The organism is Rhizocola hellebori (assembly GCF_016862955.1).
GTDB classification, from domain to species: domain Bacteria; phylum Actinomycetota; class Actinomycetes; order Mycobacteriales; family Micromonosporaceae; genus Rhizocola; species Rhizocola hellebori.
This window is the reverse complement of sequence record NZ_BONY01000031.1, coordinates 29,180-54,932: the sequence shown is the minus strand read 5'-3', so window position 1 is coordinate 54,932 and position 25,753 is coordinate 29,180. Positions and strand designations below refer to the sequence as shown.

The window sequence follows — 25,753 nt, the reverse complement described above, 5'->3', positions numbered from 1 at the left end:
GCCTGACCAGTAAATGCCCAGTTATCGCGGAGTTGGTCAGCCGCCCGCCATCGCCCCGAGAATGATGAACGGCTCCTGCCCGCTGACCACCCTGTCGGGCAGCGGCGTCTCTGGGGATTCGTTGGAGAGATCCTGCTCGCAAGCGTAAAAACGCACGAACGCCCGCCGCTGGCCGGTGTGGCGATCGCGGATGGTGCCCAGCAGCATCGGGTACTGAGTCTCGAGCGCTTTGAGCACCATGTGCTGCGTCACCGGCCCGGCCGAGTCGTCGACCTGAACCTGAACCTCCCCGCTCACGTGGGCCAGGTTCTTCAGGTGGGCGGGCAGGACCACCCGGATCACGGCAACACCTGCACCTCGACGGAAAGCACCGCCGGCAGATCCCGCACGATCGGCGCCCAGCTGTCGCCGCCGTCGGCGGAATGGTAGACCTGACCGCCGGTGGTGCCGAAGTAGATGCCGCATTCGTCGAGCGTGTCCACGGCCATCGCGTCGCGATAGACGTTGACGTAACAGTCTTCCTGCGGCAGGCCCTTGGTCAGCGGCTCCCACTTGTCGCCGCCGGTGCGGCTGCGGTAGACGCGCAGCTTGCCCTCCGGCGGAAAATGCTGGGAGTCGCTCTTGATCGGAATCACGTAGACGGTCTCCGGCTCGTGGGCGTGCACAGCGATCGGGAAGCCGAAGTCGGAGGGCAGGTCGCCGCTGACCTCTCGCCAGTTTCCACCGGCGTCGTCGGTGCGCATGACGTCCCAGTGCTTCTGCATGAACAGGGTGTCGGGCCGGGACGGATGCTGCGTGATGTGGTGCACGCAGTGGCCGGTTTCCGCGTCGTCGTCCGGGATCTCGCCCGAGCGCAGGCCTTTGTTGATGGGCAGCCAGGACGCCCCGGCGTCGTCGCTGCGAAACGCTCCCGCCGCGGAGATGGCCACATAGATGCGGTCCTTGTGCACCGGATCGAGGATGATCGTGTGCAGGCAGAGCCCACCCGCGCCGGGTTGCCAGGTCGGGCCGGTCTGGTGCTGGCGCAGCGCGGTGAGCTCTTTCCAGGTTTGACCGGCGTCCTGGGACAGGTAGAGCGCGGCGTCTTCAGCCCCGGCGTAGACCGTGTCCGGGTCGTCGCGCGAGGGCTCCAGATGCCAGATCCGCTTGAACTCCCAGGGCCGCGGGGTGCCGTCGTACCACAGGTGGTCGCCGACATCGCCTTGGTAGGCGAAGTCGTTGCCGACTGTCGTCCAGTTGGCGCCGCCATCGTCGGAGCGCTGGATCACCTGCCCGAACCATCCGCCCGACTGCGACGCGTAGAGCCGATCGGGGTTGGCGGGCGAGCCGTTGAGATGGTAAATCTCCCATCCGGCGAAATGCGGCCCGTCGACCTTCCAGTCGCTGCGCTTGCCGTCCGAGGTCAGAATGAACGCGCCTTTGCGCGTGCCGACAAGAACCCTTACACCGCTCATACCTTCATCCTTTCATTTCGGGTGAGGTCTTCCAGCCCACTTCATACCCGCTTCCTACGACATTGCGGAGCCTGGCATAGTCCGGAGCCTCCAGCCTCGTGTTAGAGGTGACACGAGGGAGGTACCGGATGGACGAGGTGGCCGAGCGGGAGTTCCGGGAGTACGTGCAGATGCGGCAGGGTGCCCTTTTTCGCACCGCGCTTCTGCTCACCGGACATCGCGAGGATGCCGAGGACCTGTTGCAGGCTGCGCTAACCAAGTTGGCCACGCGGTGGACACGCCTGCAGCGATCGGGCTCACCGGACGGATATGTCCGGAAAATCCTTTACCACCAGCAGGTCAGCTGGTGGCGAAGGGCACGGCACGGGCGGGAGTACATCACCGCCGAGCCGCCGGAGCTATCCAGCATCGCCGATGTCGCCGGGGACAGCTCAATTCGCCTCTCGGTGGCCAAGGCGCTGCGGCAGCTCACGCCCAAGCAGCGAGCAGTGATCGTGCTTCGCTACTACGAGGATCTTCCGGAAGCCCAGGTGGCCGAAATCCTCGGCTGCTCGGTCGGCACAGTCCGCAGCCAGACGCACCGGACCCTGGACCGGCTCCGTGTCATATGTCCTGAGCTATCAATGACTTTGGAGACAGCATGAGTCACGAAACGGCGCTCAAACGGGCGCTGCAAGAGCTGGCCGAGGCGCCCGGACCGGCCGGTCTGGCCGACGTGGCGCTGAAGGGCGCCAAGCGTTCCCGCCGCACGCAGGTGGCGCTCGGCGGCCTGGCCGCCATCGCCGCCGCCGGCGTCATCGCGGCCCCGTTCCTGCTGAAGCCAGCGGCCGGCCTGCAGCCGGCCGCACCCGCACCACAGGTGGTCCTGCCGGCGAACACCGCCACAGCCAACGCCTCCGACGAATGTGTGGCGGCGCCTAGCGTGTCACCCACCGAGAAGAGGGTGGCGCAGGAGAACTGGCCTGCCTTCGTTCAGATCACGATCGCGAAGCTGCCGGCGCGCAGCGACTACATGATGCAATCGGGCTATGACCTGTGCACGCCCGAGGGTGCCCCCGAACAACCCGGCGTCGCGCCCGACATCCTCAAGAGCGCCTACGCGGTGATCAACTTGGGTCCGATGAGGGAACACGGTCACCTGACCGTGTACCTCGAGAAGTTCAGCCCGGGCAGCGTGCCGGCCACCTGCGCGGCGCTCCAGCAACAACTGGACACCCCCAACCCGAACAATCCCGAAGGGCCCAAGCCGCAGTTGCTGTTCTGCGACGAAGCCAGCGGCACGGCACCCATGGTGTACGCCACCAGCAGCTACTCCACGCCCGTGGTGACCGCGTCCTACACCGGCTACCGGGTCTGGATGGAATCGCATCCCACCGCCAGCGACCAGCAACCCGAAATCAGCGCCGAGGCCCTGCGCACGGTCGTCACGGACCCGGCCCTGGCTGCGCTCATCGACTAAATTCCACCTCAGCGAAGGGGCCCGGCAGTGAAAACTGCTGGGCCCCTTCGGTTTCGCCTCAGCTCAATCTCGGCGCACCGAGCGGGCGACGCCGGCCGCGACCGTGGTGACCAGGATCCAGCCGACCGCGACCAGGGTGTAGGTGAGCCAGCGGTTGACCTCCTGCGGCTCGAACGACTTCTCCTGGCCCAGGTCGATCAGGGGCAGCAACACGTCGGCGGTGTAGGCGATCGGCTCGAACGACGAGGCCTTGACCGCGCCGACCGGCGTGGGCGGATGCCGGGAAAACTCGAACGATCCGATGCTCAACGCGAGCACCAGCCAGATCGCCGCGCGCATCGGCCGGTAGCCATAGCCCACGGTCACCTCCTGCAGCAGCCCCCACAGCCGCACCGCGAAGGCCCGGCCGGCCATCCGCTTACGCTGGCGGGCCAGCAGCACGGTGCGGGCATCGTCATCGTTGCCAAGCCGCCGGCACACCGCGGCCAGCTGCTCGTAGGGCTGTGGCCGGTACCCGTCATGATCTCTTTCGAGCAGCCGGAGCCGCCGTGGCGCATCGAGAATCGGCTCCACCGATTCATAGGTCATGCCATCCAGGCGAATCTCGGCCGGCCAGGTCACCGGATCGTCGCGCAACACCTCCACCTGTGCGAAACGCAAGTCCACCAAGCCTTGCGGGGCTTCGCGCCAGCGCAACACCAGCTCGGGCACCCGCAGCCGCCGCGTTCGCAGCGCGGTCTGCCCGGGTGCCGACAGGATGGCGTCGTGGAAGGTCAGCACGCCGCCGATGGTGGAACCGGACAGCCACACCAGGCCGTCGGCGCGGAACCCGCCGGCGCAGTGCAGCGCCGAGTTGGCGGTCAGCCGGGTCGCCTTGAGCGCCTCCCCGCCGGGGTGGGACAGGTGCGCGCCGTCCAGCCGGATCAGCCCGGAAATGGTGCTGTCGCTCAGATTCACGCCACCCGTGGTGTGCAGGCCCATCGCGTCGAGCCCGCCGTCGATCACCGCGGCGCTGGCGAGCAGGGCATATCCGCCTGGATTTTCCAGCGTCGCCCCGGCCAGGGTCAGCCCGCGGCCAACGTGGGCGCTGACCAACCGGATCTGGCCCTGCGCCCGAAACGACCCGCCCTGCGACGGCACGCCGAGCCAAAGCCCGCCCTCCAGGTCAGCTCGGTCGGCCCGCATCGCCACCCCGCCGGGATTGGACAGCTCGGAGGCGCTCAGCGTCACCGCGCCGCCGGTCCGGGCGTGCCGCAGGCTCAGCTCCCCGGTGATGCGGGCCCGCCGGCAGAAGACCGCGCCGGCCACCGTCACCGAGTCGGCGCCCAGGGCCAGACCGCCTTCCCCGGCAACGGTGAGGTCGTCGAGGGACAGATTGCCGCCGATGGTCGATTTGAAGAACCGCAGCCCGCCGGTCACCTTCGCGCCCTGCATCACCAGATCGCCGCCGACCTCCAGCCGCTCGGCGACCAGCGCCTTGTCCGGGCCGTGCAGCTCGACCTGGTCCAGCAGCAGACCGCCCGCGATTTTCGCGCCGGACATCCTCACCTCGCCGGTGAACACCGACGAGCTCAGCTGCAAGTGCCGAGCCACCTGCACATGTGAGGCCCGCAATCCGGGCATCCGGCAGCCGACGAAACGCAGGAAATCGAGGCGTGCCCAGTACAGGTCGGGCGCCTGATCGAAGTCGCAGTCCTGCAGCATCAGCGGATGTTCGACGCTGGCGAAGCCGAGCTGCAGCTGGCCGGTCACCCGTGCCCCGGCCACATTCAGCGCCGGGATGGCCCCGAGCTCGCGATCCGGCCGGGCGCCCAGCGCCAGCGCGGCCACCACCGCGCCGCGCACCTCCCGCTGACCGGCTTCCAGCTCACGCAGGTCCACCAGGGCACCGGTGGAAAACGCTTCCCACACCTTGCGTTCCGCCGCGGTCAGCTCCGAGAAATCCACAGCAAGCAATATGCCGGATCTTGTCAAGCTGGGGAACCCCGCGCGCTGACGGTGACTCAAGCCTTCGTGAGAATCTCGCTTTTGGCTTGCCGGATAGCACCGGCCGCAATCGTGGTGCTTGCCGGATGCACACCCGCCAGCCCCTCGCCTCAACCGGCCTCGCCCACGCCCCGCCCGACCCGGACGGTCTGCGGTTCCCCGGTCGAGAAGGGTCCCCTGCCCGAGTGGGCCCAGGCCGGGTTCTCCGGCGATTCGAGCATGCCGCACGTCATGGGCGACCAAGGGGAGATCGTGGCGGCGATCTTCGCCTATCCCCTTGCGGTGGTCAGACCCGATGGATCCAACAACAAAATTTTGTGGGTACCCAAGACAGCTTTCCCAACCGGCGACCTCGTGATCGAAGCGCGGCTTGACGGCTCAGACGTTTCCGCCAACCGCAGCGTCCCCGGCGGTCCCGGGCCCTCCATCATCGACCTGCCGCAGCCCGGCTGCTGGCGGCTCACCCTCACCTGGCCGGAACACACCGACACCATGGATCTGGTCTACCAATAGCGCTAGGGGCAGGTCTGCCGCCACGCGTCGAGATCGAGGTGCTTGTGCAGGCTCGCGAAGCGCAGCGGCCGGGTCACCGGGCAGAAAGCGGTGACCGGAAGGTCGTATTCCACATGGAACACCGGTTTGCCCGCCTGGACGAAGACCCGCAGCTGATCGCACTCCCGATATCGGGCACACTCCTCGTTGACCGCGAAGTCCATCGCCGCCACCAGATCGGCGGCCTGCTCCACATCGTTCTTGAGCCCGGCCGCGAGCCCGTGCTCGTGGGCCAGCTCGGCTACCCGCCGGTTGAACGCCAGCTGATCGGACCCGGTAAGCGGAAACCCGCTGTCATTGGCGTAACCGTCCACATTGTCCGGTTCCACCGCGTCGAAACCCTTGTCCCGGCACATCGTGAAGCGCGCCGCGAAGATGGGGCGCAGCTCTTCCCAAGCCCGGATGTCCAGCCATCGCTCGCCCGGCCAGCCGTCCAGCGGCTTGCCCAGCAGACGATCGGGGAACCGGCCATGGTCGGGGCGAAAGTCCTCGGCAGCCCCAACATTGACATAGCAGATCGCATGCCGGCCGCGCCCGTGCAGCAGCGCGACATCCTCGGCCGTGGTGGTGAACGCGTCGAGGTCGAAGACATCGGCTTCCACCGTCAGGTCGAGGGTGCCGGTCAGCTGCCACTGCCAGCTCATCCCGACGGCCGGCTGCCACCGCCCCGCGGCGCCCGCCGGCCCCACCGCGCTAGCCGGAGTGCCGCCCGCCGTGGCCGGCACGCTGGCAGCGGCCGAGGTCATGGCCTCCACTTTGGACGATGACAGGTCGAAACTGTTGCTGTGCTGGATTCCCACCACCGCCAGTCCCACCGCCACGGCCAGCCCCACGGTAACCGCCAGCACACCAAGCCCCCGCCACCCCGGCCCCCTCTCGCCACTCCCACCCGCGCTCATCGCCCCACCCCGGTCAATCGCACCAGCGCCCGGACCGCCCGCACCGAACGCGCCTGCGGGACCACCGCCCGCACCGCCTGACCAGCCGCTGACTGAAGTCCCCGAAGCGGCACCCCCGGCGATGACTCAGGGATCGCGGCGCGCAATGGCTGAGCAACCACGGCGCCTGATGGCCGCGGAGCCGATGGCTGAAGCCCTCGAGGCGGCACGCCCGGCAACAGCTGAGGAGCCGAAGCCCGCAACGTTTGCGAGGGCACGGCCGGCGATGGCCGAGGAACGGCGGAGGGGACGGGTGGCTGGGGAACGGTGGACGGGCGCGGCGGCTGGGGAGTCGGGTTAGGGATTGGGGCGGGGGGTGGGCGGTGGGTCTGGGTGGGGAGCCAGGAGGGGATGCCGCGGTAGGGAAGCGGGGCTTCGAGGTCGGTCACCAGCCCGGTGCCGCAGCGTGCCGCCAGCAGTGCATGGGCCGGGCCGAGTTGGCTGGGGGGCACGCCGTAGACGAGATGGGCCGCGTTGCCGAAGTCGGGCTCGCCGGGCAGCTGGTGGTAGGCCGTCCACGGCCCCTCGAAGGTGCAGATCAGGTCGGCCAGGGCCGGGTAGCCGGGATGTGGCCTGGTGCCGGGGTTGAGCACGGTCACTCCCGGCGCCCGCCGCAGCGCGCCGGCTGTCCAGCTCAGCAGCGCCGGATCCGACGGCGCCTGGTCGAAGAAGATGCCCGCGACCGGATAGCGTTGCCACGCCACGATGTCCGATTCGATCAGAGCGCGCGGCCGGCGGCCATAGTCGAGGTCCACGTAACCGAGCATAGGCACCCGTGCCGCGTGCAGCAGGGAGGCGGCGTCGGCGTAGGCCGCGTCGGCGCCCGGTCCATTGTGGACGTTGATGATCGCCGTGACCCCGGGTCCGGCGAGCGCAACCGTTTCCCAGGCGGCCGGCGACTCCAGTGGGTGGATGTAAAGCGGCAGCAGCACGGTCATCGGTAACTCCAAGGATCTCTGATCGCGGCCACGGCTACCGCCGCGGCCGGCAGGTAGACGCACAGCATGGCGAGCGCGGCGGCTCCCGCGGCGGCCGCCCGCAGCTCGGGCAGCAGTGTCGCGGTGACCAGCGTGCCCATCGCGATCAGGGCGGCGCTGAGCCAGACCAGCAGGATCGCCGTGGACTGGCGGCGGTGCGCCACCAGTACCAGACAAATGGCATTGATTCCCGTCAACAGGGTGCAGGCGGCCAGCACCCAGCCGTCGGAGCTGGACGCGAGCCAGACCAGGGCCAAAGCGGCCGGCATCGGCGCCACCAGCGGCACCGCGGTGAGCCAGCTGATCCGGCGCAGGTGCAGCTCGAAGGTGGCACGCTGCGCGGCCCGCTCCCGGCCGTCGGCGACCCGGCGCTGATGCTGCAGCAGCATCAGCTCGGTCAACGGGATGCCGAGCAGCAGCGGCGCGGAGGCCGCGATCGGCGTCAAGGTGCCCGCGGGCGTCAACACGACCAGAACGAAAAGCGCCGCTTGCCCCGCGCCGACGATGCCGTGACCCGCCGCCACCCCACCCTGCCGCAGGCTCGGACACCAGCTGCCACCGCCGGCGAACGCGGGCCAGAAGCCGACCACCACCATGGCGGCCAGCGCAGCGAACAAAGCGACGACCGCCACCGGCCCGGCACCGGCCATGAACGCGAGCACCGCCGCCCAGCCGGTCAGCGCGATCGCCAGCACCCGCCGCTCGGTGCCGGTCACCAGCGTCACCGTGTTGGCCGCGAAGAGCATCAGCTGTGCGGCGCTGACCAGATAGGCCATCGCCGGAGCGCCCAGCCACATCAGCAGTGCGGCCCAAATCGCCGTCAGCGCAACGAAACCGAGGCCGAGCAGCCGGGCTGCAGCGCGGCTGCCGGATTCGTTGGCGGCCAGATAGCCCAGATGCGCCAGTCCCTGCGCGGAACCCCAGCCCGCCACGAGCAGACCGGTGGTGGCGTACCAGGGCAGCGTCCCGAGCGATCCGGCCATCCCGACCGCCACCACGGTCGGGGTCAGGTAGAGCCCGGCCCGGATCATCGCGCCCAGCAACGGCAACGGAGGCCGTGGCTTCGCTTCGTCCGGGCTCGGCCGCGCTGTCGCCAGGCGCACCTGGCGCGCCAGCGTGAAAACGTTGCCGTGGCCATAGTCGCGACTGGCCACGGAGTCGTTGATGCCGGTCGATTCGAGCACCGCGGCCACCTCATCGGTGTCGGCGGCCCAGCCGACCCGCGGATGCACCTGCGGCACCAGCCGGGCATGCAGCAAGACTGAGTCAGCACCCATGGTTGTCCCCGCTCAAATCAGTCATGCCATTGCCTCCTGCCGTCGGCAATCGCCTGCGGCGCAGGCATGATCGAATCCCAATCTCATGATGACCTCGACAAGCTCGGTCATGCCACCACGGCCAGGCTTCCATATCGTTGCCTGTACGCGTCGAGGCAACGGTTGAGGGTGAACAGTTCCAGTGCCCGGTCGCGGCCCCGCCGGGCCAGATCGCTGCGCAGGCCGGGATCGCAGAGCAGGCGCAGGCACGCGTTGCCGAAGGCGACCGGATCGCGCGGCGGCACGACCAGACCGGCGTCGCCGACCATCTCGGCCACTCCCCCGACGTCGGTGCTGATGGTCGGGCGGGCACACATCATCGCCTCCATCACGGTGTAGGGCATGCCTTCGGAGATGGAAGACAGCGCGGCGACATGGCCCGCCTGGAAGGCTTCCCGGCTGCTGGACACCGGGCCGGCGAAGTTCACCGACGCGTCCAGGCCCAGCTGGGCCACGAGCGAATAGCAAAGGCGCGCATAGTCCTCGTTGCCGGCCGGCACCGGCCCGGCCAGGTGCAGCTGGGCATTGGGCAACCGCTCCCTTACCACGGCCATCGCCTGGATCAGCGTCTCCAGGTCCTTGAGCGGATCGATGCGGCCGACCCACGAGATCGTGGGCACCGCCGGCTCCTCCGGCAACGGCGGGAACCGTTGCGGGTCAATGCCATTGGGGATGACCGCTATCCGGGCCGGGTCGGCGCCGTGGCGTTCCTCCCAGCGCTGGTTGAATCCGCTGACCGGCGCGATCAGATCGGCTTCGGCATAGGCGAGCCGGGCCAGCGCCCGATGGAACCGCAACAGGGCCACCTTCACCCCGGCTGACAGGTCTCCGGCCGAAAGGTAGCGCTCACGCAGGTACACACCGTGCTCGGTCATCAGGAACGGCACCCGGAAGCGCCATTTCGCGGCCAGCGCCACCAGCGACGACAACCCGTTGGCGTTGGCGTGGCACACGTCGACCGGCGGCAGCACCGCGGCCAGCGGGCGCACCGCGTGCTCGATGAGCACTGCGGCCTCGTCGGCCTCGCGCAGGGTCAGCCGCGGCAGGTCCGCCCCACCGGCCTGAGCCTGCGCCCACGCGTCGAGCAGCAGCTCGGCCAGTGGCACGCCGAGCAGCGGATGCCGCCCGATCAGGCCGTGCCGCACGCAGGTGGCGGCGTTGGCGAGGCAATCGCCGCAACCGCGGCGACGCTCGTCGCGGCGCATCATGGCGAGCTCACGCAGGGCCTCGCGGAACAACTGCGCATGGCCCGATGATTCGCCCAGCATCCCGGTGCACATCCGCGCCGCCGCGTCATCGCGGCGGCGGCGCGGAGCCTTTGAGGCGTCCCAGATCGGGACCGGGGTCAACGACGCCACATTGTCGCTCAGCTGCACCACCGGCTTCACCGTCGCCGGTCCCACGATGGTCACCAGGTGCCAGGTCACCTCGCTGAGACCGCGGACCAGCTGATCGCACCAGGTGCTGACGCCACCCTGCACATAGGGATAGGTGCCTTCGTTTATCAATGCGACGCGCATCAGCAGCCTCAGGGAAGGCGCAGCAGTTGCTGGCCGTTGGTGCCCAGGGTGGTCCAGGCGGACCGTTCCGGGCCGTAACTCGCGCCGTATGCGCCGCCCGAGACCTCCAGCCCGAGCAAGGAAAGCGTTATCGTGCGGGTGTTCGCCGGTACGGTGATCGGCACCGCGAGCGAAGCCCCTCGGTTGATCACGGTGATCCGGCCGCCCTTCAGGTAGGCCTCGACGCTGCGGCCGGTGACCGCGGCCCGCCACGCCTCCTGCTGCTTGTGCAGGGTGGCAACCTCGCTCAGGCGCGGGTTGACGATCGGCGTCTGCGGCGTGAAGGTGTTGCGGTAGCGGCTGAACACCGCGTCGAGCACCGGGTAGACGATCCTGTCCGCGGTGATGTTGGACTGGTGCACATAGTGCGGGTAGGCGTCGGCCGCGATGACGTGGCTGTAAGCGATCCGCGCCTCGATCGGCACGAGGTAGCTGTCGAACCCGGTCACCGTCGAAAGTGGACTGATGCAGGTGGAAACCGGATTGTTCTCACAGATCCCGCTGCCGCCATCGGCGGCGCTGGTGTAAATCCAGTTGTACTCGTCCACCTCGTCGGCCTTGGTGGCGACGTTGTAGAAGATGTTCATGGGATGCCTCGGCACCGTGCGCGCGGCACCGGCGGCACGCGGGCCGCTCTCGCGGGAGGCGTCGGAGGCGAGCACGGTCACCCCGGCCTGGGCCAGCGCCGGGGCCAGATTCGGGTTGTCCACGGCCATCTGCGGCAAGGACTTGAGCCCCGAATGTTCGCCGGTCACCAGCTCGGCCCGGTTGACGCTGATCCCCTTGCCCTGTGCCCAGGTCACGTTGTCGGTGATCTGGGCGCGGATCTCCGCCTGCGACATGTACTGGATCGCTCCGGTGCCCGCGTCGGTGGCGCAGCGCCACGGCGTCACGCTGAAGTCCTGCACGCAGCCGAGGTAGGGGTGACCGTGGGTGTGGTTGAGCCACCGGAACTGGGCCCGATCGGCCACCAGCTTCGCGGTCAGCGGATCGGACGGACCCGCGTCGATGCTGCCCTCGCCGTTGAAAACCAGCTCCACCTTGAAACCCTGCGCGTTCTGCCACGTCTGCAGGAAGGTCACATCGTCGGCGGTCATCCGGATGTCGGCCGGCGGGTTCGGGATCACCGGGCACCCGTCGCCGACCGTGCAGTTGCGCTGGGCGTCCCAGCGGGCGTCGGGCAGGAAGACGTCGTCGACGTGCACACTCATCCAGTTGCGCCAGTGTCCAAGATGGACACCCTGGGTGAGCCAGGTGAGCAGGCCGTGGCCCAGCTGCAGGGCCACATTCTGGTACTGGTTCATCGCCAGCGTAACCACAAGCTCGTCATGGTTGCCGTTGCGGTACACCCCGATGAGGGCGCCCGACCCCGGTGTGGTGCCGTTGACCAGTGGTGTGTAGACCGCACCGGCCACCGGCGCGGCGAGATAGCCGTAGCTCTCGTCGACTCCGGGATCGTTGTCGTCCACCCCCAGCGACCCGTTGAGGTAGCCGAATCCGGCGGCCTTGCCGGCCGCGGTGACCTCCAGCGTGCCGCCGTCGAGCACACCGCTCCAAGTGGTGGCCAGGCCGACCGCGGCGCTCGGCGCGGTGTAGGCGTCGAGCTGGCGGATGCCGAAGGTCTGCTCGAAGGTGCTCAGCACGGCGAGCTCAGCGGCGTCCAGGGCCTGCTCGTTGGGCAGCACCACCCCGTTGTACTTGGCTCTGGGCGCGCCACCCACAGTGTCCGACAGCGCGGCCGCGGTCAGCGCCGGGCGGCCCGGCTGGGTGAGGTCGATGGCGTCGTAGGGAACGCCCTCGCGGTCCATCTGGGCGGTGATCACCCCTACCCCGGCCGAGCCGTCGCTGAACACGAGGACCCGAAGGTCGACCCGGTAGGCGCTGGCGTAGGCCTGAGCGGGCGCCGCGGCCAAGCCTGTCAAGAGGCACAGCCCGGCGGCGGCCGCCAGCAAGCGAATGTTTCGTGGCAACGGATTCTCCTTGGTAACTATGGTCTATCCGGATCAGACGGCGGAGGCCAGCGCGAAATGGCCGGCCGCCGAGGCGACGATGTCGTCGAGCCCGAAACGTGCGGCCCAGCCCACCTTCTTGGCGATCTCGCCGACCGACGCGACCACCTCCCCTGGGTCGCCCTCGCGGCGTGGACCGACCACATAGGACAATGGAGCGCCGCAGGCGCGGACCACCGCGTTGATCATCTCCAGCACCGAGGCGCCGGTGCCGCGCCCGACGTTGAGCACGTCGGCGCGCAGGGCACCACCGGCCAGCGCCAGCGCCGCCTGCACATGGGCCTCCGCGACGTCGCAGACGTGCACGTAGTCACGGATCGCGCTGCCGTCGCGGGTCGGGTAGTCGCCGCCGTACACGGTCGCGGAGGAGCCCTCCTTGACGGCTTTGAGCAATCTGGGTACCAGATTGGTCAGCCCGCTGTCGGCAAGCGCCGCACTGCCCGCACCCGCGACGTTGAAGTAGCGCAAGGCGGCCCAGCTGAACCCGGCGCTGGCCGCGGCATCGCGCAGCAGCCACTCGCCAATGAGTTTCGTTCGCCCGTAAGGGTTCTCCGGCTTGGTGAAGGCGGTCTCCAGGATCGGCCCGGGGCGGACCGGGTTGCCGTAAACGGCTGCGCTGGAAGAGAAGAGCACGTGCTTGACCTTGTGCGCGGCAACGGCGTGCAGCACCGAGCGCAGCCCGTCGAGGTTCTGCTGGTAGTAGCGCAACGGCTGGCGGGTGGACTCGGCGACATCCTTGCGGGCAGCCAGATGGATCACCCCGTCGGGCCGGTGGCGGGACATCGCCTCGCCGACAGCGCTCAGGTCGCACACGTCAAGGCGTTCCAGCGGCACGTCTTGCGGCAACCGCGCCGCGATTCCGGTGGACAGATCGTCGCCCACCACAACGTCATTTCCCGTGGCCTGCAACGCATGCACCACGTGCGCGCCGATGTAGCCAGCGCCTCCGGTCACCAACCAACGCATGCCCATTCAACGACGGCGATCGGCCCGGGAACGGCAGAGTCAGATCAGCGACATACGTGATGAAGCCCAATGTCCACTCGTCCTGGCACCGTCGCGAAAGGGCTGACCCCAACCGGGTGATCCGGCGGCTTGACAGATCGACGTTGACAGCCGTGCGGGGTTGTACGACGCTTGGGAACGCTCCCATACATCGACTCTAATAAGGATGCCCGAGATGCGACCCCGTTTAGCCGCCATGCTGGCTCTCACGCTGGCGGCCACCACCCCACTGTTCGTGCCGTCCACCACCGCCCAGGCCGCCGACATCGTCACCGTCCAGGTCAACACCCGAGCCGGGCTGGAGACCGTCAGCGGCACCGCAATCGGCGTGAACCATGCCATCTGGGACTCCCAGCTGGGCACCAACACGGTTGCCGATCTGATGAAGGACGCCGGTGTGCAGATGATGCGCTACCCGGGCGGCTCCTACTCCGACATCTATCACTGGCGCGACCACACCGCACCCGGCGGATACGTCGCCCCCGACACCGACTTCGACCACTTCATGGCCGGCGTGCGCCGGGCCGGCGCACAGCCGATCGTCACCGCGAACTATGGCACCGGCTCGCCGCAGGAGGCCGCCGACTGGGTGCGCAGCGCCAATGTGGACAAGGGTTATGGCGTGAAGTACTGGGAAATCGGCAACGAGCTCTACGGCAACGGCCACTACGGCGCGCAGTGGGAAGCCGACGACCATGCCGACAAGACCCCGGCCGGCTACGCCACCGTCGTCAGGCAGCATGCCGAAGCGATGAAGGCCGTCGACCCGACCATCAAGATTGGCGCCGTGCTGACCACGGCCGGCGACTGGCCCGACGGCATCGTCGGCGGGGGCGACGCCGGCACCTGGAACCAGGTGGTGCTGTCGATGGCGGGCTCGGCCATCGACTTCGTCATTCTGCATTGGTACCCGTCCGGCTCCTCCGGCCCCGAGGTGCTGGGCAAGACCGTCCAGATCAGCGAAGCTCTGTCACTGACCCGCCAGCAGATCGCCAAGTACACGGGCCGGGATCTGGGCATCGCGGTCACCGAAATCAACGTCCCGCACGGGCGCAACACCCAGCCGGGAGCGCTGTTCGCGGCCGACGCCTTCGCCACGTACCTCGAGCAAGGCGTCTTCACCGTCAACTGGTGGAATGTCCACAATGGACTGGAGTCGGTGTCCACGATCGACGGCCAGCCTGACTACCGCGACTTCGGCCTGCTCTCCAGCGGCAACTGCACCGCCGACGGGACCACCTGCCAACCCCCGATGAACACGCCATTCGCGCCCTACTACGCGCTGTCGATGGTGTCGAAGTTCGCCAAGCCCGGCAACCAGCTCATCCGGGCCAGCGCCACCGACCCGCTCGTCAAGGTGCACGCGGCCCGCCGGGCCAACGGTGAGCTAGCTGTTCTTGTCATCAACCAGGACACGGCCGCCGCCAAGCCGATCAGCCTGCGCTACGCCGGTTACAGCCCAGCCGCCACTGCCACGGTGCTGACTTTCACCAACGGCGCCACCGCCATCACCACTTCCACGGGCAGCGCCACCTCGCTGACCGTCCCGCCGAACTCGCTGACCACCATCGTCGCCCGCCCGAGCGCCACCATCATCGGACCGGCCACTCCCGGCCGGCCCACGGCTTCCGCGGTCACCGACCGGGCGGCCACCATCGCCTGGCCGGCCGGTCCGGCGGGTGTCAAGTACGAAGTGCACCGCCAGAACGGCACGACCAGCGAGCAGTGGGGCGAGACCACCGGCACCTCGTTCACCGTCTACAACCTGAACCCGGGCACCGCCTACACGGCCAACGTGATCGCCCGTGACGGCGCGGGGCGGGTGTCGTGGGCCTCCCCGCCGGTCACCTTCCGTACCGGCTCGCCCAGCACCTCCACCTGTGCGGTGACCTTCACCGACACCGCCAACTGGGGCAACGGTTTCGTCGCCAGCGTCGACATCACCAACACCGGGACCAACCCGATCGACAGCTGGAACCTCGCCTTCACCTGGCCGACCGGGTGGCAGCGGATGGACGGCGGCTGGAACGGCACCTGGTCGCAGACCGGCGCCGCCGTACAGGTGAGCAATGCCGACTTCAACCGCACCCTGGCGCCGGGCGCGAGCGCGAACATCGGTTTCGTCGGCGCCTACCAAGGCCCTAACGTGACCCCGGCGCTGTTCACCCTCAACGGCGTCCTCTGCACCACCCGCTGATTCCTCCACTCGCGGCGGCCGTCTGTCCTGGGCGGCCGCCGCACGCATCGAGACTGGCAATCTTGCCGATGCAGCGGGCGCGGGCGCGCCGTGACGATAACCGTTCAACGTCCCGCTCATCCTCTATCCCGGAGGGGTCCATGCGCATACGCACCCGCCTCGGCGCTTTCGCCGCGGCTCTCGCCACCACCGCGGCGCTCGTCATCGCCCCAGGCGTGCCCGCCAGCGCCGCCACGAGCACGCCCGTGATCTTCGTGCACGGCTACACCGGCAACGCCTCCAACTGGACCACGGCGCTGTCGGTCTTCCGCGCGGGCGGCTTCACCCGGCTCTACACCTACGACTACAACTGGGCCGGGTCCAACCAGACCAGCGCCGCCGGACTGCGCAATATGGTCAACTCGGTGCGCAGCCAGACCGGCGCTTCCAAGGTCGCCATCGTCAACCACTCCATGGGCGGCCTGGTCACCCGCTGGTACCTCGAGGAACTCGGCGGCTCGGCGAACGTCAGCCACGTCGCCTCGATCGCCGGCGCGAACCACGGCACCACGTTCGCCGGCGCCTGCCTGATCAACATCTCGTGTGTGGAGATGTACCCGGGGTCGCTGTTCATCACCGACCTCGCCGACGGCGACGAGACACCCGGCAGCGCCCGCTACGGCACCTGGTACTCGGCCTGTGACGGGATCATCATCCCCTACACCAGCACCCGCCTGTCCGGCGCCACCAACAACAATGTGGCATGCGAAACCCACATCGGTTTCCTCACCAACACCAGCGTGTTGACGCAGATCCGCTCCTTCATCGCCAGCTGACACGCATCGATGCCGGGCCTGTCGCGAGGACAGGCCCGGTATCGCTTTGAGCGATGGGCAGAAGTTATCCGAATCGTTCTCAAGGCATGGACTCACTCTCTGCGCAAGCATTCTCGTTCGGTCAGCTGATGCTCGCCGCGGCGGCGGGGGCCGTGATCGCGTCGATGATGGTCATTCTGTTCGTCTGGGCGAAGCATGACGAGCTGAAGATGCGGGCCAGACACGCCGAAGACGACCACCGGCAGGCGCGCCGCCTGCTTGCCCTGCATCGGTCGGCGGCCGGATATCTGGTCGATGGCCGGTTGACCTCGGCCGAGGCGGGCCGGCTGACCCACCAGAGTCTGCAGAGCCTGCTGCGCGCGCCCACCAAAGCGAGCTGGCTCGCCACAGTGGAATAGGCGGCCTCAGCGGCCGACATAGCCGACGCATAGATCATGTTCGGTGCAGCCTTCCATCCTGGTCCGGCAAGCCAAGGGGTTCCATTTCGGCCAGGAGGAACGATGTTGTCCAGATCAAGACTGCTTCGAACGATGTTCGCCAGCGCGGTGCTTTCCAGCGCCTTCCTGGCCGTGCAGGTCGCCCCCGCCCAGGCGGCGGGAGGCTGCAGCGCCTACAGCAGCGGGTCGAACGCGGCTGTCGCCAACTGCTGGGGCAAGCCGGCCGGTACCTCCTTCAAAGGCGTAGCCAGGTGCCAGAACTTCAGCAGCGGCGCGATCCACGACCGCTACGGCCCGAAGCGGGCGGCGAGCCTGCCTCCGGGCGCGACCACCTCGTCGGCCTATTGCCTGAGCAACGAGGAGTACCTCGGTCTGGGCAACGGGGGCTTGGGTTACCTCTACCCAGCCGTCTAGTTCCCAGGAGGAGCGGTGGCCGCCAGCCAGGCGGCCACCTTGGTGGTCTCCGAACGGTTGAGCGCGGTGTAGAGATCCAGCGCCTCTTGCCCGATGGCCCGCGCCCGGTCCGGCTCGCCCGCCGCATGCCGCGCCCGCGCCAGCTGGAACGTGATGTGGGCGATGTCCATTTTGGCGTTGAAACCCTGGGCCAGCTGCAGCGCGCGGGACAGCCCCTCGATGGCCTCGAGGAGATCGCCCACCTGCATTGCCACCTCCCCGGCGGTGATCAAGGCGTTCATCACCCCGCGCGGGTGGCTGGAGTGTTCGGCGATGACCAGCGCGGCCTTGGCATGCTGTGTCGCCAAGGTCAGGTCGCCGGTCATCATGTGCACCCGCGCGATCGAGTCGGCCGCCATGCACCGCCCGACCGGGTCGCCCACCTCATGACAGATCACACTGGCCTCCTCATAGATGGTCAGTGCTTTCTCGAACCGCCGGTCGCGCCGCCACGTCTGGGCCAAGCAGATCAGCACGGTGCCCTCACCGGCCCGGTCCGCGGTGGCGCGCATGACTTCCAGCGCCCGCTGGTAGGCCAGGCGGGCCGGCTCGGTCGCCTCGGTCTCCAGCAGAAGATTGCCCAGAGCCAGCTGCGCATAGCCCAGCTGCGCGGTCTGCTCGATGGACTCCAGCTCGCGGATGGCCCAGAAGACCGCGGCGCGCGACATCCGCCACCGGCCGCCGGTGCGGTGCACGGCGCTGAGCTGAAGCGCGGCCGACCCGGCGCGGCGGCGATCACCCAGCCGCCTGTACCCCAGCCGGGCCATGCGCAGCAACGGCAACGCCTCCGCGGCCCGGCCCCGGCCGCGCAGCACGCCACCCAGGCCGAGGGCCAAGGCCGCTTGTCCCTGCTCATTTTCGCCGCCCGCACTGCGCACCAGCTCGGCCGCGTCGACCCATTCCTCGATGTAGTCCTGAAGGCTGCAGAAGTTCATCATCGCGGCCACCAGCCGCCAGGCCAGGCCGATCCATTGGCGCGCAACACAATCGCGCACAGCCGCCAGGATGGTGGCCTGCTCGGCCTCGAACCAGGACACCGGCTCGGCCGGCGAGGCCGCACCGGCGCCCGCTTCGATGGTCGGCGTGGGAAAGGCTCGGATCGGCAGCCCGGCGTCGGCCCGCACGGCCAGCGCCAGCAACATTTCGTAGGCGCGATGCAGCGATGCGGTGTCCTCGTCGTCCACCGCCTGCTCCCGCGCGTGCAGCCGCACCAGGTCGTGCAGCGCAAAGCGGGTTTCGCCCGCGCCGCCGACCGGGCTCACCAGCGACGCGGCGACCAGCCTGTCCACCACCCGCTCGGCCGCCGCCTCGGGAAGATCGAGCAGCGCCGCCACGGTCCACAATGCCATTTGTGGTACCGGAAGCAGCCCCATCCGCCGCCAAGCCTTGCGTGCGTCCTCGTCGAGCCGGGCGCTGCTGAGCCCGATCACCGCCCGGATTTCCCTGTCCCCCACCGCCAGCTCGTCCAGGCGTGAGCGTTCATCGGCGAGCCGGTCGGCCAGCCGGGCCAAAGGAAGATCGGGACGCTGGGCCAGCCGGGTCCCGATCACGCGGATGGCCAGGGGCAGCCTGCCGCCCAGCTCGACCAGCCGCGCCGCGGCCACCGGATCGGCGTCGACGCGGGCGTTTCCCACCATGGCGCACAACATGCTGACCGCCTCGCCGGGCGCGAGCACACCGACCTGCACCACGTGGGCGCCGTCGAGCCCGGCCAGCACCCGGCGGCTCGTGACCAGCAGACCGCTGGTGGGGCTCGGTGGCACCAGCGCACGAATCTGCGCCTCGTCGGCGGCGTTGTCGAGGACCAGCAGCAGCCGCCGGTCGGCCAGCTCGGACCGGTACACGGCAAGCCGGGCGTCGCGATCGCCCGGGATCGCCGCACCGGGCAGGCCGAGCGACCGCAGGATCGAGCCCATCACCTGAAAGTCGCTGTGCGGGACAGCATCCGAGCCGCGCAGGTCGAAAAAGAGACATCCATCGGGGTAGCCGGCCGACAGCCGATGGGCCGCCCGCACCGCGAGCGTCGTCTTTCCGGCGCCCCCCATGCCCGCCACACAAGCCGTCACCGGGACCGCCCTATGTCCACTCAGGACGGTGATCAGACGGGCCAGCTCCTCATTTCGGCCGAGAAAGTCGCCTATATCGGCCGGAAGCTGGCGCAGCGCCCTGGGTCTGGGCTGCGCCACCAGATCCGCCTCGTCGCGCAGCATCCTGCGCTCGAGGGCGAGAATGTCCGGACCCGGGTCGAGCCCTTCATCCTCCTTGAGCAGCTGGCGCAGCTCGCGTGCCGTGGACAGCGCCTCCGAACGCCGCCCGGACCGGTAGAGGGCGAGCATCAGGTGCGCGCGCAAGCCTTCGCGCAGTGGATGATCGGACACCAGGTCGGCCAGCCAGCCGAGGATCTCGTCGTGATTGCCGCAGGCCAGCTCCAGCTCGGCCAGGTATTCCTGGGCGGTCACCCGCTGCTCCTCCAGCCGGGCCCGCAGCGGGGCCACATATTCACCGGCGACGTCGGCCAGCGCCTCCCCGCGCCACAGCTGCAATGCCCCGCGCAACTGGTGCGCGCCCGCACCGAATTCCTCCTTCGCGGCCAGCGCCCGCGCGTAGGCCACGGCCCGGGTGAACTCGTCGAGGTCCAGCTGGCCGGGTTGCAGCGTTATCCGGTACCCGGCTGCAGAGGATTCAATGAGATCGACCCCGCCGGCTTGCCGGATCACCTTGCGCAGCGCCGAAACCTCGGCGTGGATCTGGTCACGAGCCGTGGCGGGCGGCGCTTCCCGCCACAGCGCGTCGATGAGCCGCTCGATCGAAACCGGCTGGTTGGCGCTCAACAACAGATAGGCCAGCACCGCCCGCCGCCGAGGCCTGGTCAGCGGCACGTCACAGCCATCATGCTCGATTCCTATCGGCCCAAGGACCGAGAACCGCACCGCTACCCCCTGTCGCCAGGAACCGCGCCAGTCTAGATGACTTCCCTTCTATTCACGCTTTGGCGGGCTTCCTGGTTGCGATGCTTGCGCGCAGCGAATTCGTGCGCCTGCGCCAGCAGCGCCCGAACCGTCTCCAATGTCGCCTCACCCGGATCCACCACGCACACCCAGTACTGGGACGCGTACTCCGGATGCGGCATGAGCGTGTCCACCGCCGCATAGTCGAAACCGGTCTGCAGCACACCTTTCGCGTCGCGTTGCGTGGGCGGGGCCCCGAACCGCGCGGTGTAGGTGGCCTTGGTCAGCCCGATGTTGAGCCGGTAGGCGCCCGGCCTGTTCAGATTGGAGACACTGTCGTAGTGGTCACCCGTCACGATCGTCGCGAACGGCAGCTGGCGCTCGGGCGGGAGGTCACGTTGCGGGTCGTAAAGGAAGAAGGCGTCGCCGCCCGCCTCCAAGACGTTGACCCCGTCAAATGTTTCGGTTAGATAGTGCGTCATCTCGCTGGCGTCCATGCTTCAATTTTCTCATTGAATCTCCTTCTAGAGACTTCGCCCATGTTTTAGACGGAGGCAGTGAGATGAACCCTCAAATGGGCCGACAACCGTGACGACGGGCCGATGGCGGCTGGTGGAGCTGGCCCAGCTGGCCGGGATCACCGAGCAGCAGGTGCGCAACTACCTTGCCGCGGGGCTGCTGCCGCCCGCCGAACGCGCGGCCAACAACTACCGTGTCTTCACCGACCAGCACGCCGATGCCCTGCGCACCGCGCGCACCCTGGCCGCCGGACACGGCTGGCCCCGCGCCCGCATCATCCTGGCCGCGGTCCATCGCGACGCCCTTGCCGCGGCCCTGGCGGCCATCGACGACAGTCATGCCGAGCTGGCCCGTGAGCGTGCCACCATCGCCGCCGCCACTGCCGCTTTCACGCAGGCGGCGGACGATCCCTCCGCCCAGGTTCAGCGCCCGGCCCGCATCGGCCGGGTCGCCGCCGACCTCGGGGTGCGCACGCCGGTCCTGCGGCTGTGGGAACGCCGGGGTCTGCTACGGCCCCAGCGCGAGAAGGGCACCGGCTACCGCAGCTACAGCCCGGCCGAACAGCGCGCCGCCCACCTCATCGCCGTGCTGCGCGCGGGCGGCTTCGCCTTCGCGATCATCGATGCCGCCATAGCCGCCGTGCGCGCCAGCGGCAGCATGCACCAAGCCCTGCAACAGCTGGCCCGGCGCGACGAGCAGGTCCACCAGACCAGCCTGCGCCGCCTGGAAGCCTCGGCCGCGTTTCACGCCTACCTGGTGAAGTACTACTAGGCCCTGGGTAAGGGGATCCGGGCACGGATCTGGGTGCCGCCCTGGGCCCGCGGCGCGGCGTCGGCCTCGCCGCCCAGCTCCGCGGCGCGCTCGCGAATGGACAGCAGTCCCGTACCGGCGCGATAGCTTTCCGCCAGGCCGACACCGTCGTCGCTCACCTCCACCCGCAACCCCTCATCGCGCCACAGCCGCACCGCACAGGCGTGGGCGCCGGCATGTCGGACCACATTGGTCAGCGCCTCGGAAACGATGTGGTAGGCGGCCACCTCCACCGCGGCCGGCAACGGCTCGAGATCGGCGGCCGCCTCGACGGTCACCGCCAGGCCGGTGAAGCGGTCGGCCCGCTGGCGGACAGCGCCGACCAGGCCCAGCTGGTCGAGAACGGGCGGCCGCAGTCCTTCGACGAGGCGGCGCAGGTCGGTGAGGGCCTGCTGCTGGGTGGTGGCGAGGTCGGCCAGAACGGCTTGCGCCGCATCGGGATCGGTACGCAGCAACGCCCGGGCCAGTTCGAGCCGCATCCCGCCGGAGGCCATGACCGGGCCGAGCCCGTCGTGGATGTCGCGGCGCAACCGGCGTCGCTCCTCCTCCCGCGCCGCGACCACGCGTTCCAGCGAACGCTGCAGCCGCACGGTCAGCAGCAAGTTGTGCGCGGTCACGCCGACCTGGCGGGCCAGGCCATCGAGCAGCCTGCGGTCGTCGGGCCCGAACGGCTCCCGGATCGGCCCGCTGTCCAGGACCAGCTGACCGACATGCTCACCTCTGTGCGTGAGCTGGACGGTCACCGGGTTCCCGGCCGGGCGGCCGTGGCTGGCAGTGCGCGGCTCCGTTCCGCTCAGCTCCACGCTGACGTAGGGCAGCCGCAGCGCACGCGCCAGCGTCTGCGCCACGTTGTGCAGGATCGAGTCGGCCGACGCGGTGGCCTCCAAACGCTGGCTGAGCTGGCGGACCACCTCGTCGGGATCGTCGCGGTCGCCGAAGATGAGGCGGATAACCATGCGGCGCAAGCGTTCCCGCAGCGACAACACCAACCCGATCACGATGCCGCCCGCGAGCAACGGCCCGACCTGGACCGGCGTGCCCAGCAGCGCGCCGAACGCCGCCGCGGCGCCGAAGTAGATCAGAATCAGCGTGCCGGTCAGCGCCCCATAGATCAGCGAGCGACGTAAAAAGATCTCCAGGTCGAACAGCCTGTACCGCAGCACGGCCGCGCCCAGGGCGAGCGGAACCGGCAGGAAGAACAACGTCTGCCAGGCCCACGGCACCAAAGGCGTGCCGTTGAGCCATTCCGGCAGCCTGCCCAGCCCGAGATAGCAGGCAAGGCCGAATCCGAAGGCCGCGAAGACCCACGCCAGCCGCTGGCGCGTGGCCCGGTCGCGGGCCGCTCGATAACTCAAGACCATGACCGCTGCGGCAGCGAACGGGATGACGTTGGCCGCCGGTACCGAGATGGTCACCAGCAATCCGGTGCGTTCCAGCGCCCCTGTCGCGCCGGGCAGGGTGCGGGCCAGGTTGGCCAGATACAGCACGGCCGGCAGCAGGTAGGCCACCGCCGCCGCCAGCCTGCGATGGCGCGCCACCAGCCCGGACGGGCGCGGAAAGACGAAGGTGAAGTGCAGCACCGCCCCCCACATCAGCAGCGAGGCGGTATCGGCCACGACGAGCGGCCACAGCCGTCCGGTCACCACATCGATGACCTGAGTCGAATAGGGAAAAGCGGTGAGCCCCAAGGGAACCAGGGCCGCCACCGCCAGCAGCGCCCGCGCCGCCGGGTCGTCCGGGCGGCGCAGGAAGACGAACCCGGCCACCGCCAGCAGCGCGATCAGAAGCGGGTGCAGGGCGGCATTGTCGACGACCTTGCGGACCAGCGGATAGGGCATCAGCACCACCTCGACCGTGCGCGGCTGCCCGTCCCGGATCACTTGATAGCGCAGCACCTGGCCCACCCGGAAAGCGGTGGCGGGCGGGTCGGCGACCCAGGTCCGCAGCGCCACCCCGTCGACCGCGACCACCCGGTCACCTGGGCGCAGATCACCGGGCTGACTGGTCACGTCGGCCAGCACCACACCGTCACCCCAGGGCGGCGCGGACGGGAAGGTGGCCGTGCCGTCCGCGGGCGCGCCGAGGCGGGCGAAAACCAGCAGCACGATCGGCGCGCAGGCGGCGAGCACCACCACGGCTATGTTGCGGGCCCTTCGCTCCCGGCGTTGCGGCGTCGCCTCCACCCCCGCACCATCGCCTGCCCGCCCCCGCCGCATCAACCTGCTGTCCGGCATTTGTCCCGACCCGGCTTAGGGCCGTGGCCCCGTGACACCGGGACCGGCCCCATCCGATCATCACAAGTGACACCTAGCTGTCAGCACGGAGGTGACCGTGTCCATATCCTGGGGTCCAGCCATCGAGGAAGGCAGCAATGTGGATCCCTTCCGTGTCCTGATCGTCGACGATCATCCGGTCTTCCTCTCCGGCCTGAAGATGCTGCTTGACTCCGACCCCCGCACGCAGGTCATCGGCGAGGCGGTGACCGGCACCGAAGCGATCTTGATGGCCGCGCAGTCCCAGCCCGACGCGGTGGTCATCGATCTGCACCTGCCCGACCTCAACGGGATAGAGGCCACCCGCGCCATCACCCACACCAGTCCCCACATCGGCGTGCTGGTGCTGACCATGTACGACGACGATGACTCGGTCTTCGCCGCCATGCGCGCCGGCGCGCGCGGCTACCTGCTCAAGGGCGCCGGGCTCAGCGACATCGTGCACGCGATCGCCGCGGTGGCGGCGGGAACAGCCGTCTTCGGGCCGAGCATCGCCCAGCGTCTCATCGACTACTTCGCCGCGCAGCGCGCCACCGCCGCGCTCGCGCCCTTCCCCCAGCTGACCGACCGCGAGCGGGAAATCCTCAACCTGATCGCCGCCGGCAACAACAACACCGCGATCGCCGAGCGGCTGTTCCTCAGCGCCAAGACTGTGCGCAACCACGTGTCGAACATCTTCAGCAAGCTGCAGGTCGCCGACCGGGCACAGGCCATCGTCCGGGCGCGCAAGGCCGGCCTGGGCGTGGAGTAGAGGCAGATCAGTTGGGACGCCACACCTTGATGGTCTTGGGATCCACCCGGCAGGCGATCAGGTAGCTGGTGGCCCCGCACTGGGTGAGGCGCTCGTAGGGCACCGAGCCCACGACATGCATCCCGGTGCGATCGATCGCGGCGACGAAGGTGCGCGAAGGCCTCACCGACAGCAGGAACAGACGGCCCTGCCAGCTCACCACGCCGGTGTCGAGGCGCGGGCCCAACGGCCGCCAGCCGGTCAGCTCCTGCGCGCGGCGGGTCGTCGCATCGAAGTAGGTGAGGGTGCTGACGGCTCGGCCGTAATCGGGACCGAGGCCGACCACGCCGCCTTCGGTGTGGATGGCCAGCTGCCACAGCTCGCCACGATGCACCAGCTCACCGGTTGCCTTGTCCACCAACATGATGTCGTAGGTGGAAGTGGAGTATTCGCACCACAGCGGTCCGCAGTCGGCCCGCTCTGGTCGCCCCTCGGGGAAACCGATGCGGCTGAATTCGGAGTCCTGCCGGCTCACCACCCCACCGTCGGCGAAGAAGGCGACCACCTCGCCGTCGAGATAGCCGAGCCCGGTGGCCCCGATCAGGTCGGGCAGCACAACCCTGGCGACCTCGCCGCCGGTGTCGATCCTGTACTCCACCATCTCGCCGGACAGGCGATCGAGCACGAGCACGGTCTGCCGCCGAAGATCCACGGCGTGCAGCACGGCGACCGGCGCCTTGGCCCAGACCGGTTGCCCGGCAAGGTCGTAGACCGCGAGACGTCCGATCGGCGGGAAGGTCGACTGATCGACCGCGTGGGTCACCACTTGACCGCCCACCACGGTGACCCGTCCCGGCAGCCGCCAGCGCACCTGGCCGGTATCCATCTGGATGCCCAATGACCACAGCTGCCCGGCCCTGCCATCGGCAGGCTCGGTCGCGCCGTTCACCAGCACCAGGTCGCCCTCACTGTGGGTCAGGTGCCGGCCCAGCCCGGTGCGCACCTGCCAGCGCGGCCGGGCGGTACGGGAGTCCAGCGCGGTCAGCAGGCCCGGCTCATCGATCAGCAGCTCGCCGGAAATGCTGACCAGCTCGCCTTCGATCTGCAGCTTGACCTCGGCCACCGGCTCGACAGCGGGTATGGGTCTGCCGCCGGAGCCCAGCGCAAGCAGGCACGCCAGCACCAGACCCGCCGCGATCCACCTGCGCCCGGCCGAGGTCAAGGACGGGCGAGGCGACGAGAGCAGCTCGTCCAGCCCTTCCTGACGATCGAGCTCGATGACTAGGTCTGGCACCGGGTCATTGTGTCAAAGGCTC

22 protein-coding genes are annotated in these 25,753 nt (G+C 69.1%); 9 read left to right on the top strand and 13 right to left on the bottom strand.

The features are described from left to right. Positions 1–36 precede the first annotated feature (36 nt). Positions 37–342 carry a MoaD/ThiS family protein gene (locus Rhe02_RS24620; protein WP_203910707.1) on the bottom strand — a complete coding sequence of 102 codons (306 nt, stop codon included), beginning with the start codon at positions 340–342 and terminating at the stop codon, positions 37–39. Then, positions 339–1,454 carry a WD40/YVTN/BNR-like repeat-containing protein gene (locus Rhe02_RS24615; protein ID WP_203910706.1) on the bottom strand — a complete coding sequence of 372 codons (1,116 nt, stop codon included), beginning with the start codon at positions 1,452–1,454 and terminating at the stop codon, positions 339–341. The genes Rhe02_RS24620 and Rhe02_RS24615 overlap by 4 nt, the downstream gene beginning before the upstream one ends. A 128-nt stretch (positions 1,455–1,582) precedes the next feature. On the opposite strand from Rhe02_RS24615, the gene Rhe02_RS24610 reads away from it, so the two are divergent. Beyond that, entirely contained in the window at positions 1,583–2,098 is a 516-nt protein-coding gene (locus Rhe02_RS24610) for a SigE family RNA polymerase sigma factor (protein WP_203910705.1), read from the top strand. Beyond that, complete coding sequence (locus Rhe02_RS24605; protein WP_203910704.1) at positions 2,095–2,913, top strand: hypothetical protein; 819 nt, start codon at positions 2,095–2,097, stop codon at positions 2,911–2,913. The genes Rhe02_RS24610 and Rhe02_RS24605 overlap by 4 nt, the downstream gene beginning before the upstream one ends. Before the next feature lie 63 nt (positions 2,914–2,976). Here Rhe02_RS24605 and Rhe02_RS24600 read toward each other — a convergent pair whose 3' ends face one another. Beyond that, positions 2,977–4,860, bottom strand: a complete 1,884-nt coding sequence (locus Rhe02_RS24600) for a hypothetical protein (RefSeq protein ID WP_203910703.1) — start codon at positions 4,858–4,860, stop codon at positions 2,977–2,979. A gap of 66 nt (positions 4,861–4,926) precedes the next feature. On the opposite strand from Rhe02_RS24600, the gene Rhe02_RS24595 reads away from it, so the two are divergent. Next, complete coding sequence (locus Rhe02_RS24595; RefSeq protein WP_239124021.1) at positions 4,927–5,412, top strand: hypothetical protein; 486 nt, start codon at positions 4,927–4,929, stop codon at positions 5,410–5,412. A 2-nt stretch (positions 5,413–5,414) separates the two neighbouring features. Here Rhe02_RS24595 and Rhe02_RS24590 read toward each other — a convergent pair whose 3' ends face one another. The 6 genes from Rhe02_RS24590 to galE all read right to left on the bottom strand — a co-directional run bounded on the left by Rhe02_RS24590 (position 5,415) and on the right by galE (position 13,216). Beyond that, positions 5,415–6,299 carry an endo alpha-1,4 polygalactosaminidase gene (locus Rhe02_RS24590; protein ID WP_239124020.1) on the bottom strand — a complete coding sequence of 295 codons (885 nt, stop codon included), beginning with the start codon at positions 6,297–6,299 and terminating at the stop codon, positions 5,415–5,417. A gap of 47 nt (positions 6,300–6,346) precedes the next feature. Beyond that, positions 6,347–7,327, bottom strand: coding sequence for a spherulation-specific family 4 protein (locus Rhe02_RS50585; protein WP_203910702.1), 981 nt, complete (start codon positions 7,325–7,327; stop codon positions 6,347–6,349). Further along, positions 7,324–8,643 (bottom strand): hypothetical protein, encoded by a 1,320-nt coding sequence (locus tag Rhe02_RS24580; protein WP_203910701.1) that lies wholly within the window; start codon positions 8,641–8,643, stop codon positions 7,324–7,326. Before Rhe02_RS24580 ends, Rhe02_RS50585 begins: the two co-directional genes overlap by 4 nt. Positions 8,644–8,750: 107 nt before the next feature. Then, positions 8,751–10,202, bottom strand: a complete 1,452-nt coding sequence (gene pelF, locus Rhe02_RS24575; RefSeq protein WP_203910700.1) for a GT4 family glycosyltransferase PelF — start codon at positions 10,200–10,202, stop codon at positions 8,751–8,753. An 8-nt stretch (positions 10,203–10,210) separates the two neighbouring features. Further along, entirely contained in the window at positions 10,211–12,211 is a 2,001-nt protein-coding gene (locus tag Rhe02_RS24570; protein ID WP_203910699.1) for a hypothetical protein, read from the bottom strand. Between the two features lie 33 nt (positions 12,212–12,244). Beyond that, complete coding sequence (gene galE / locus Rhe02_RS24565) at positions 12,245–13,216, bottom strand: UDP-glucose 4-epimerase GalE (protein ID WP_239124019.1); 972 nt, start codon at positions 13,214–13,216, stop codon at positions 12,245–12,247. Positions 13,217–13,430: 214 nt separating this feature from the next. Here galE and Rhe02_RS24560 point away from each other — a divergent pair, with 214 nt between their 5' ends. The 4 genes from Rhe02_RS24560 to Rhe02_RS24545 all read left to right on the top strand — a co-directional run bounded on the left by Rhe02_RS24560 (position 13,431) and on the right by Rhe02_RS24545 (position 17,118). Continuing rightward, positions 13,431–15,452: a cellulose binding domain-containing protein gene (locus Rhe02_RS24560; protein WP_203910697.1), complete on the top strand. Its 2,022-nt coding sequence runs from the start codon at positions 13,431–13,433 to the stop codon at positions 15,450–15,452. A gap of 140 nt (positions 15,453–15,592) precedes the next feature. Then, complete coding sequence (locus Rhe02_RS24555) at positions 15,593–16,267, top strand: esterase/lipase family protein (RefSeq protein ID WP_203910696.1); 675 nt, start codon at positions 15,593–15,595, stop codon at positions 16,265–16,267. 86 nt (positions 16,268–16,353) lie between these two features. Continuing rightward, the gene (locus tag Rhe02_RS24550) at positions 16,354–16,665 is read left to right on the top strand and encodes a hypothetical protein (protein WP_203910695.1); all 312 of its coding nucleotides are present in this window, start codon (positions 16,354–16,356) and stop codon (positions 16,663–16,665) included. Positions 16,666–16,767: 102 nt separating this feature from the next. After that, complete coding sequence (locus Rhe02_RS24545) at positions 16,768–17,118, top strand: hypothetical protein (protein ID WP_203910694.1); 351 nt, start codon at positions 16,768–16,770, stop codon at positions 17,116–17,118. Here Rhe02_RS24545 and Rhe02_RS24540 read toward each other — a convergent pair. Next, positions 17,115–20,036, bottom strand: coding sequence for an AfsR/SARP family transcriptional regulator (locus tag Rhe02_RS24540; RefSeq protein WP_203910693.1), 2,922 nt, complete (start codon positions 20,034–20,036; stop codon positions 17,115–17,117). The two genes, Rhe02_RS24545 and Rhe02_RS24540, sit on opposite strands and share 4 nt — an antisense overlap. An 83-nt stretch (positions 20,037–20,119) precedes the next feature. Next, a complete protein-coding gene (locus tag Rhe02_RS24535) occupies positions 20,120–20,602 on the bottom strand; it encodes a DUF6194 family protein (RefSeq protein WP_203910692.1) in 483 nt (160 codons plus the stop codon). Between the two features lie 91 nt (positions 20,603–20,693). Between Rhe02_RS24535 and Rhe02_RS24530 the strand changes: the two genes are divergently transcribed. Continuing rightward, a complete protein-coding gene (locus tag Rhe02_RS24530) occupies positions 20,694–21,395 on the top strand; it encodes a MerR family transcriptional regulator (protein ID WP_203910691.1) in 702 nt (233 codons plus the stop codon). On the opposite strand, the gene Rhe02_RS24525 is transcribed toward Rhe02_RS24530, so the two are convergent. Further along, complete coding sequence (locus Rhe02_RS24525) at positions 21,392–23,617, bottom strand: histidine kinase (RefSeq protein ID WP_203910690.1); 2,226 nt, start codon at positions 23,615–23,617, stop codon at positions 21,392–21,394. The genes Rhe02_RS24530 and Rhe02_RS24525 overlap by 4 nt on opposite strands. A gap of 148 nt (positions 23,618–23,765) precedes the next feature. Here Rhe02_RS24525 and Rhe02_RS24520 point away from each other — a divergent pair, with 148 nt between their 5' ends. Further along, positions 23,766–24,458 (top strand): response regulator transcription factor, encoded by a 693-nt coding sequence (locus tag Rhe02_RS24520; RefSeq protein WP_239124018.1) that lies wholly within the window; start codon positions 23,766–23,768, stop codon positions 24,456–24,458. A 7-nt stretch (positions 24,459–24,465) separates the two neighbouring features. Here the strand turns inward: Rhe02_RS24520 and Rhe02_RS24515 are convergent, their stop codons facing one another. Then, positions 24,466–25,731 carry a hypothetical protein gene (locus tag Rhe02_RS24515; protein WP_203910689.1) on the bottom strand — a complete coding sequence of 422 codons (1,266 nt, stop codon included), beginning with the start codon at positions 25,729–25,731 and terminating at the stop codon, positions 24,466–24,468. Positions 25,732–25,753 lie beyond the last annotated feature (22 nt).

Coding starts and splice junctions, on each gene's coding strand:
- Rhe02_RS24535 (WP_203910692.1), bottom strand. CDS start 20,602: ATGGACGCCAGCGAGATGACGCACTATCTAACCGAAACATTTGACGGG.
- galE (WP_239124019.1), bottom strand. CDS start 13,216: ATGCGTTGGTTGGTGACCGGAGGCGCTGGCTACATCGGCGCGCACGTG.
- Rhe02_RS24550 (WP_203910695.1), top strand. CDS start 16,354: ATGGACTCACTCTCTGCGCAAGCATTCTCGTTCGGTCAGCTGATGCTC.
- Rhe02_RS24560 (WP_203910697.1), top strand. CDS start 13,431: ATGCGACCCCGTTTAGCCGCCATGCTGGCTCTCACGCTGGCGGCCACC.
- Rhe02_RS24580 (WP_203910701.1), bottom strand. CDS start 8,643: ATGGGTGCTGACTCAGTCTTGCTGCATGCCCGGCTGGTGCCGCAGGTG.
- Rhe02_RS24605 (WP_203910704.1), top strand. CDS start 2,095: ATGAGTCACGAAACGGCGCTCAAACGGGCGCTGCAAGAGCTGGCCGAG.
- Rhe02_RS24610 (WP_203910705.1), top strand. CDS start 1,583: ATGGACGAGGTGGCCGAGCGGGAGTTCCGGGAGTACGTGCAGATGCGG.
- Rhe02_RS50585 (WP_203910702.1), bottom strand. CDS start 7,327: ATGACCGTGCTGCTGCCGCTTTACATCCACCCACTGGAGTCGCCGGCC.
- Rhe02_RS24555 (WP_203910696.1), top strand. CDS start 15,593: ATGCGCATACGCACCCGCCTCGGCGCTTTCGCCGCGGCTCTCGCCACC.
- Rhe02_RS24615 (WP_203910706.1), bottom strand. CDS start 1,454: ATGAGCGGTGTAAGGGTTCTTGTCGGCACGCGCAAAGGCGCGTTCATT.
- pelF (WP_203910700.1), bottom strand. CDS start 10,202: ATGCGCGTCGCATTGATAAACGAAGGCACCTATCCCTATGTGCAGGGT.
- Rhe02_RS24545 (WP_203910694.1), top strand. CDS start 16,768: ATGTTGTCCAGATCAAGACTGCTTCGAACGATGTTCGCCAGCGCGGTG.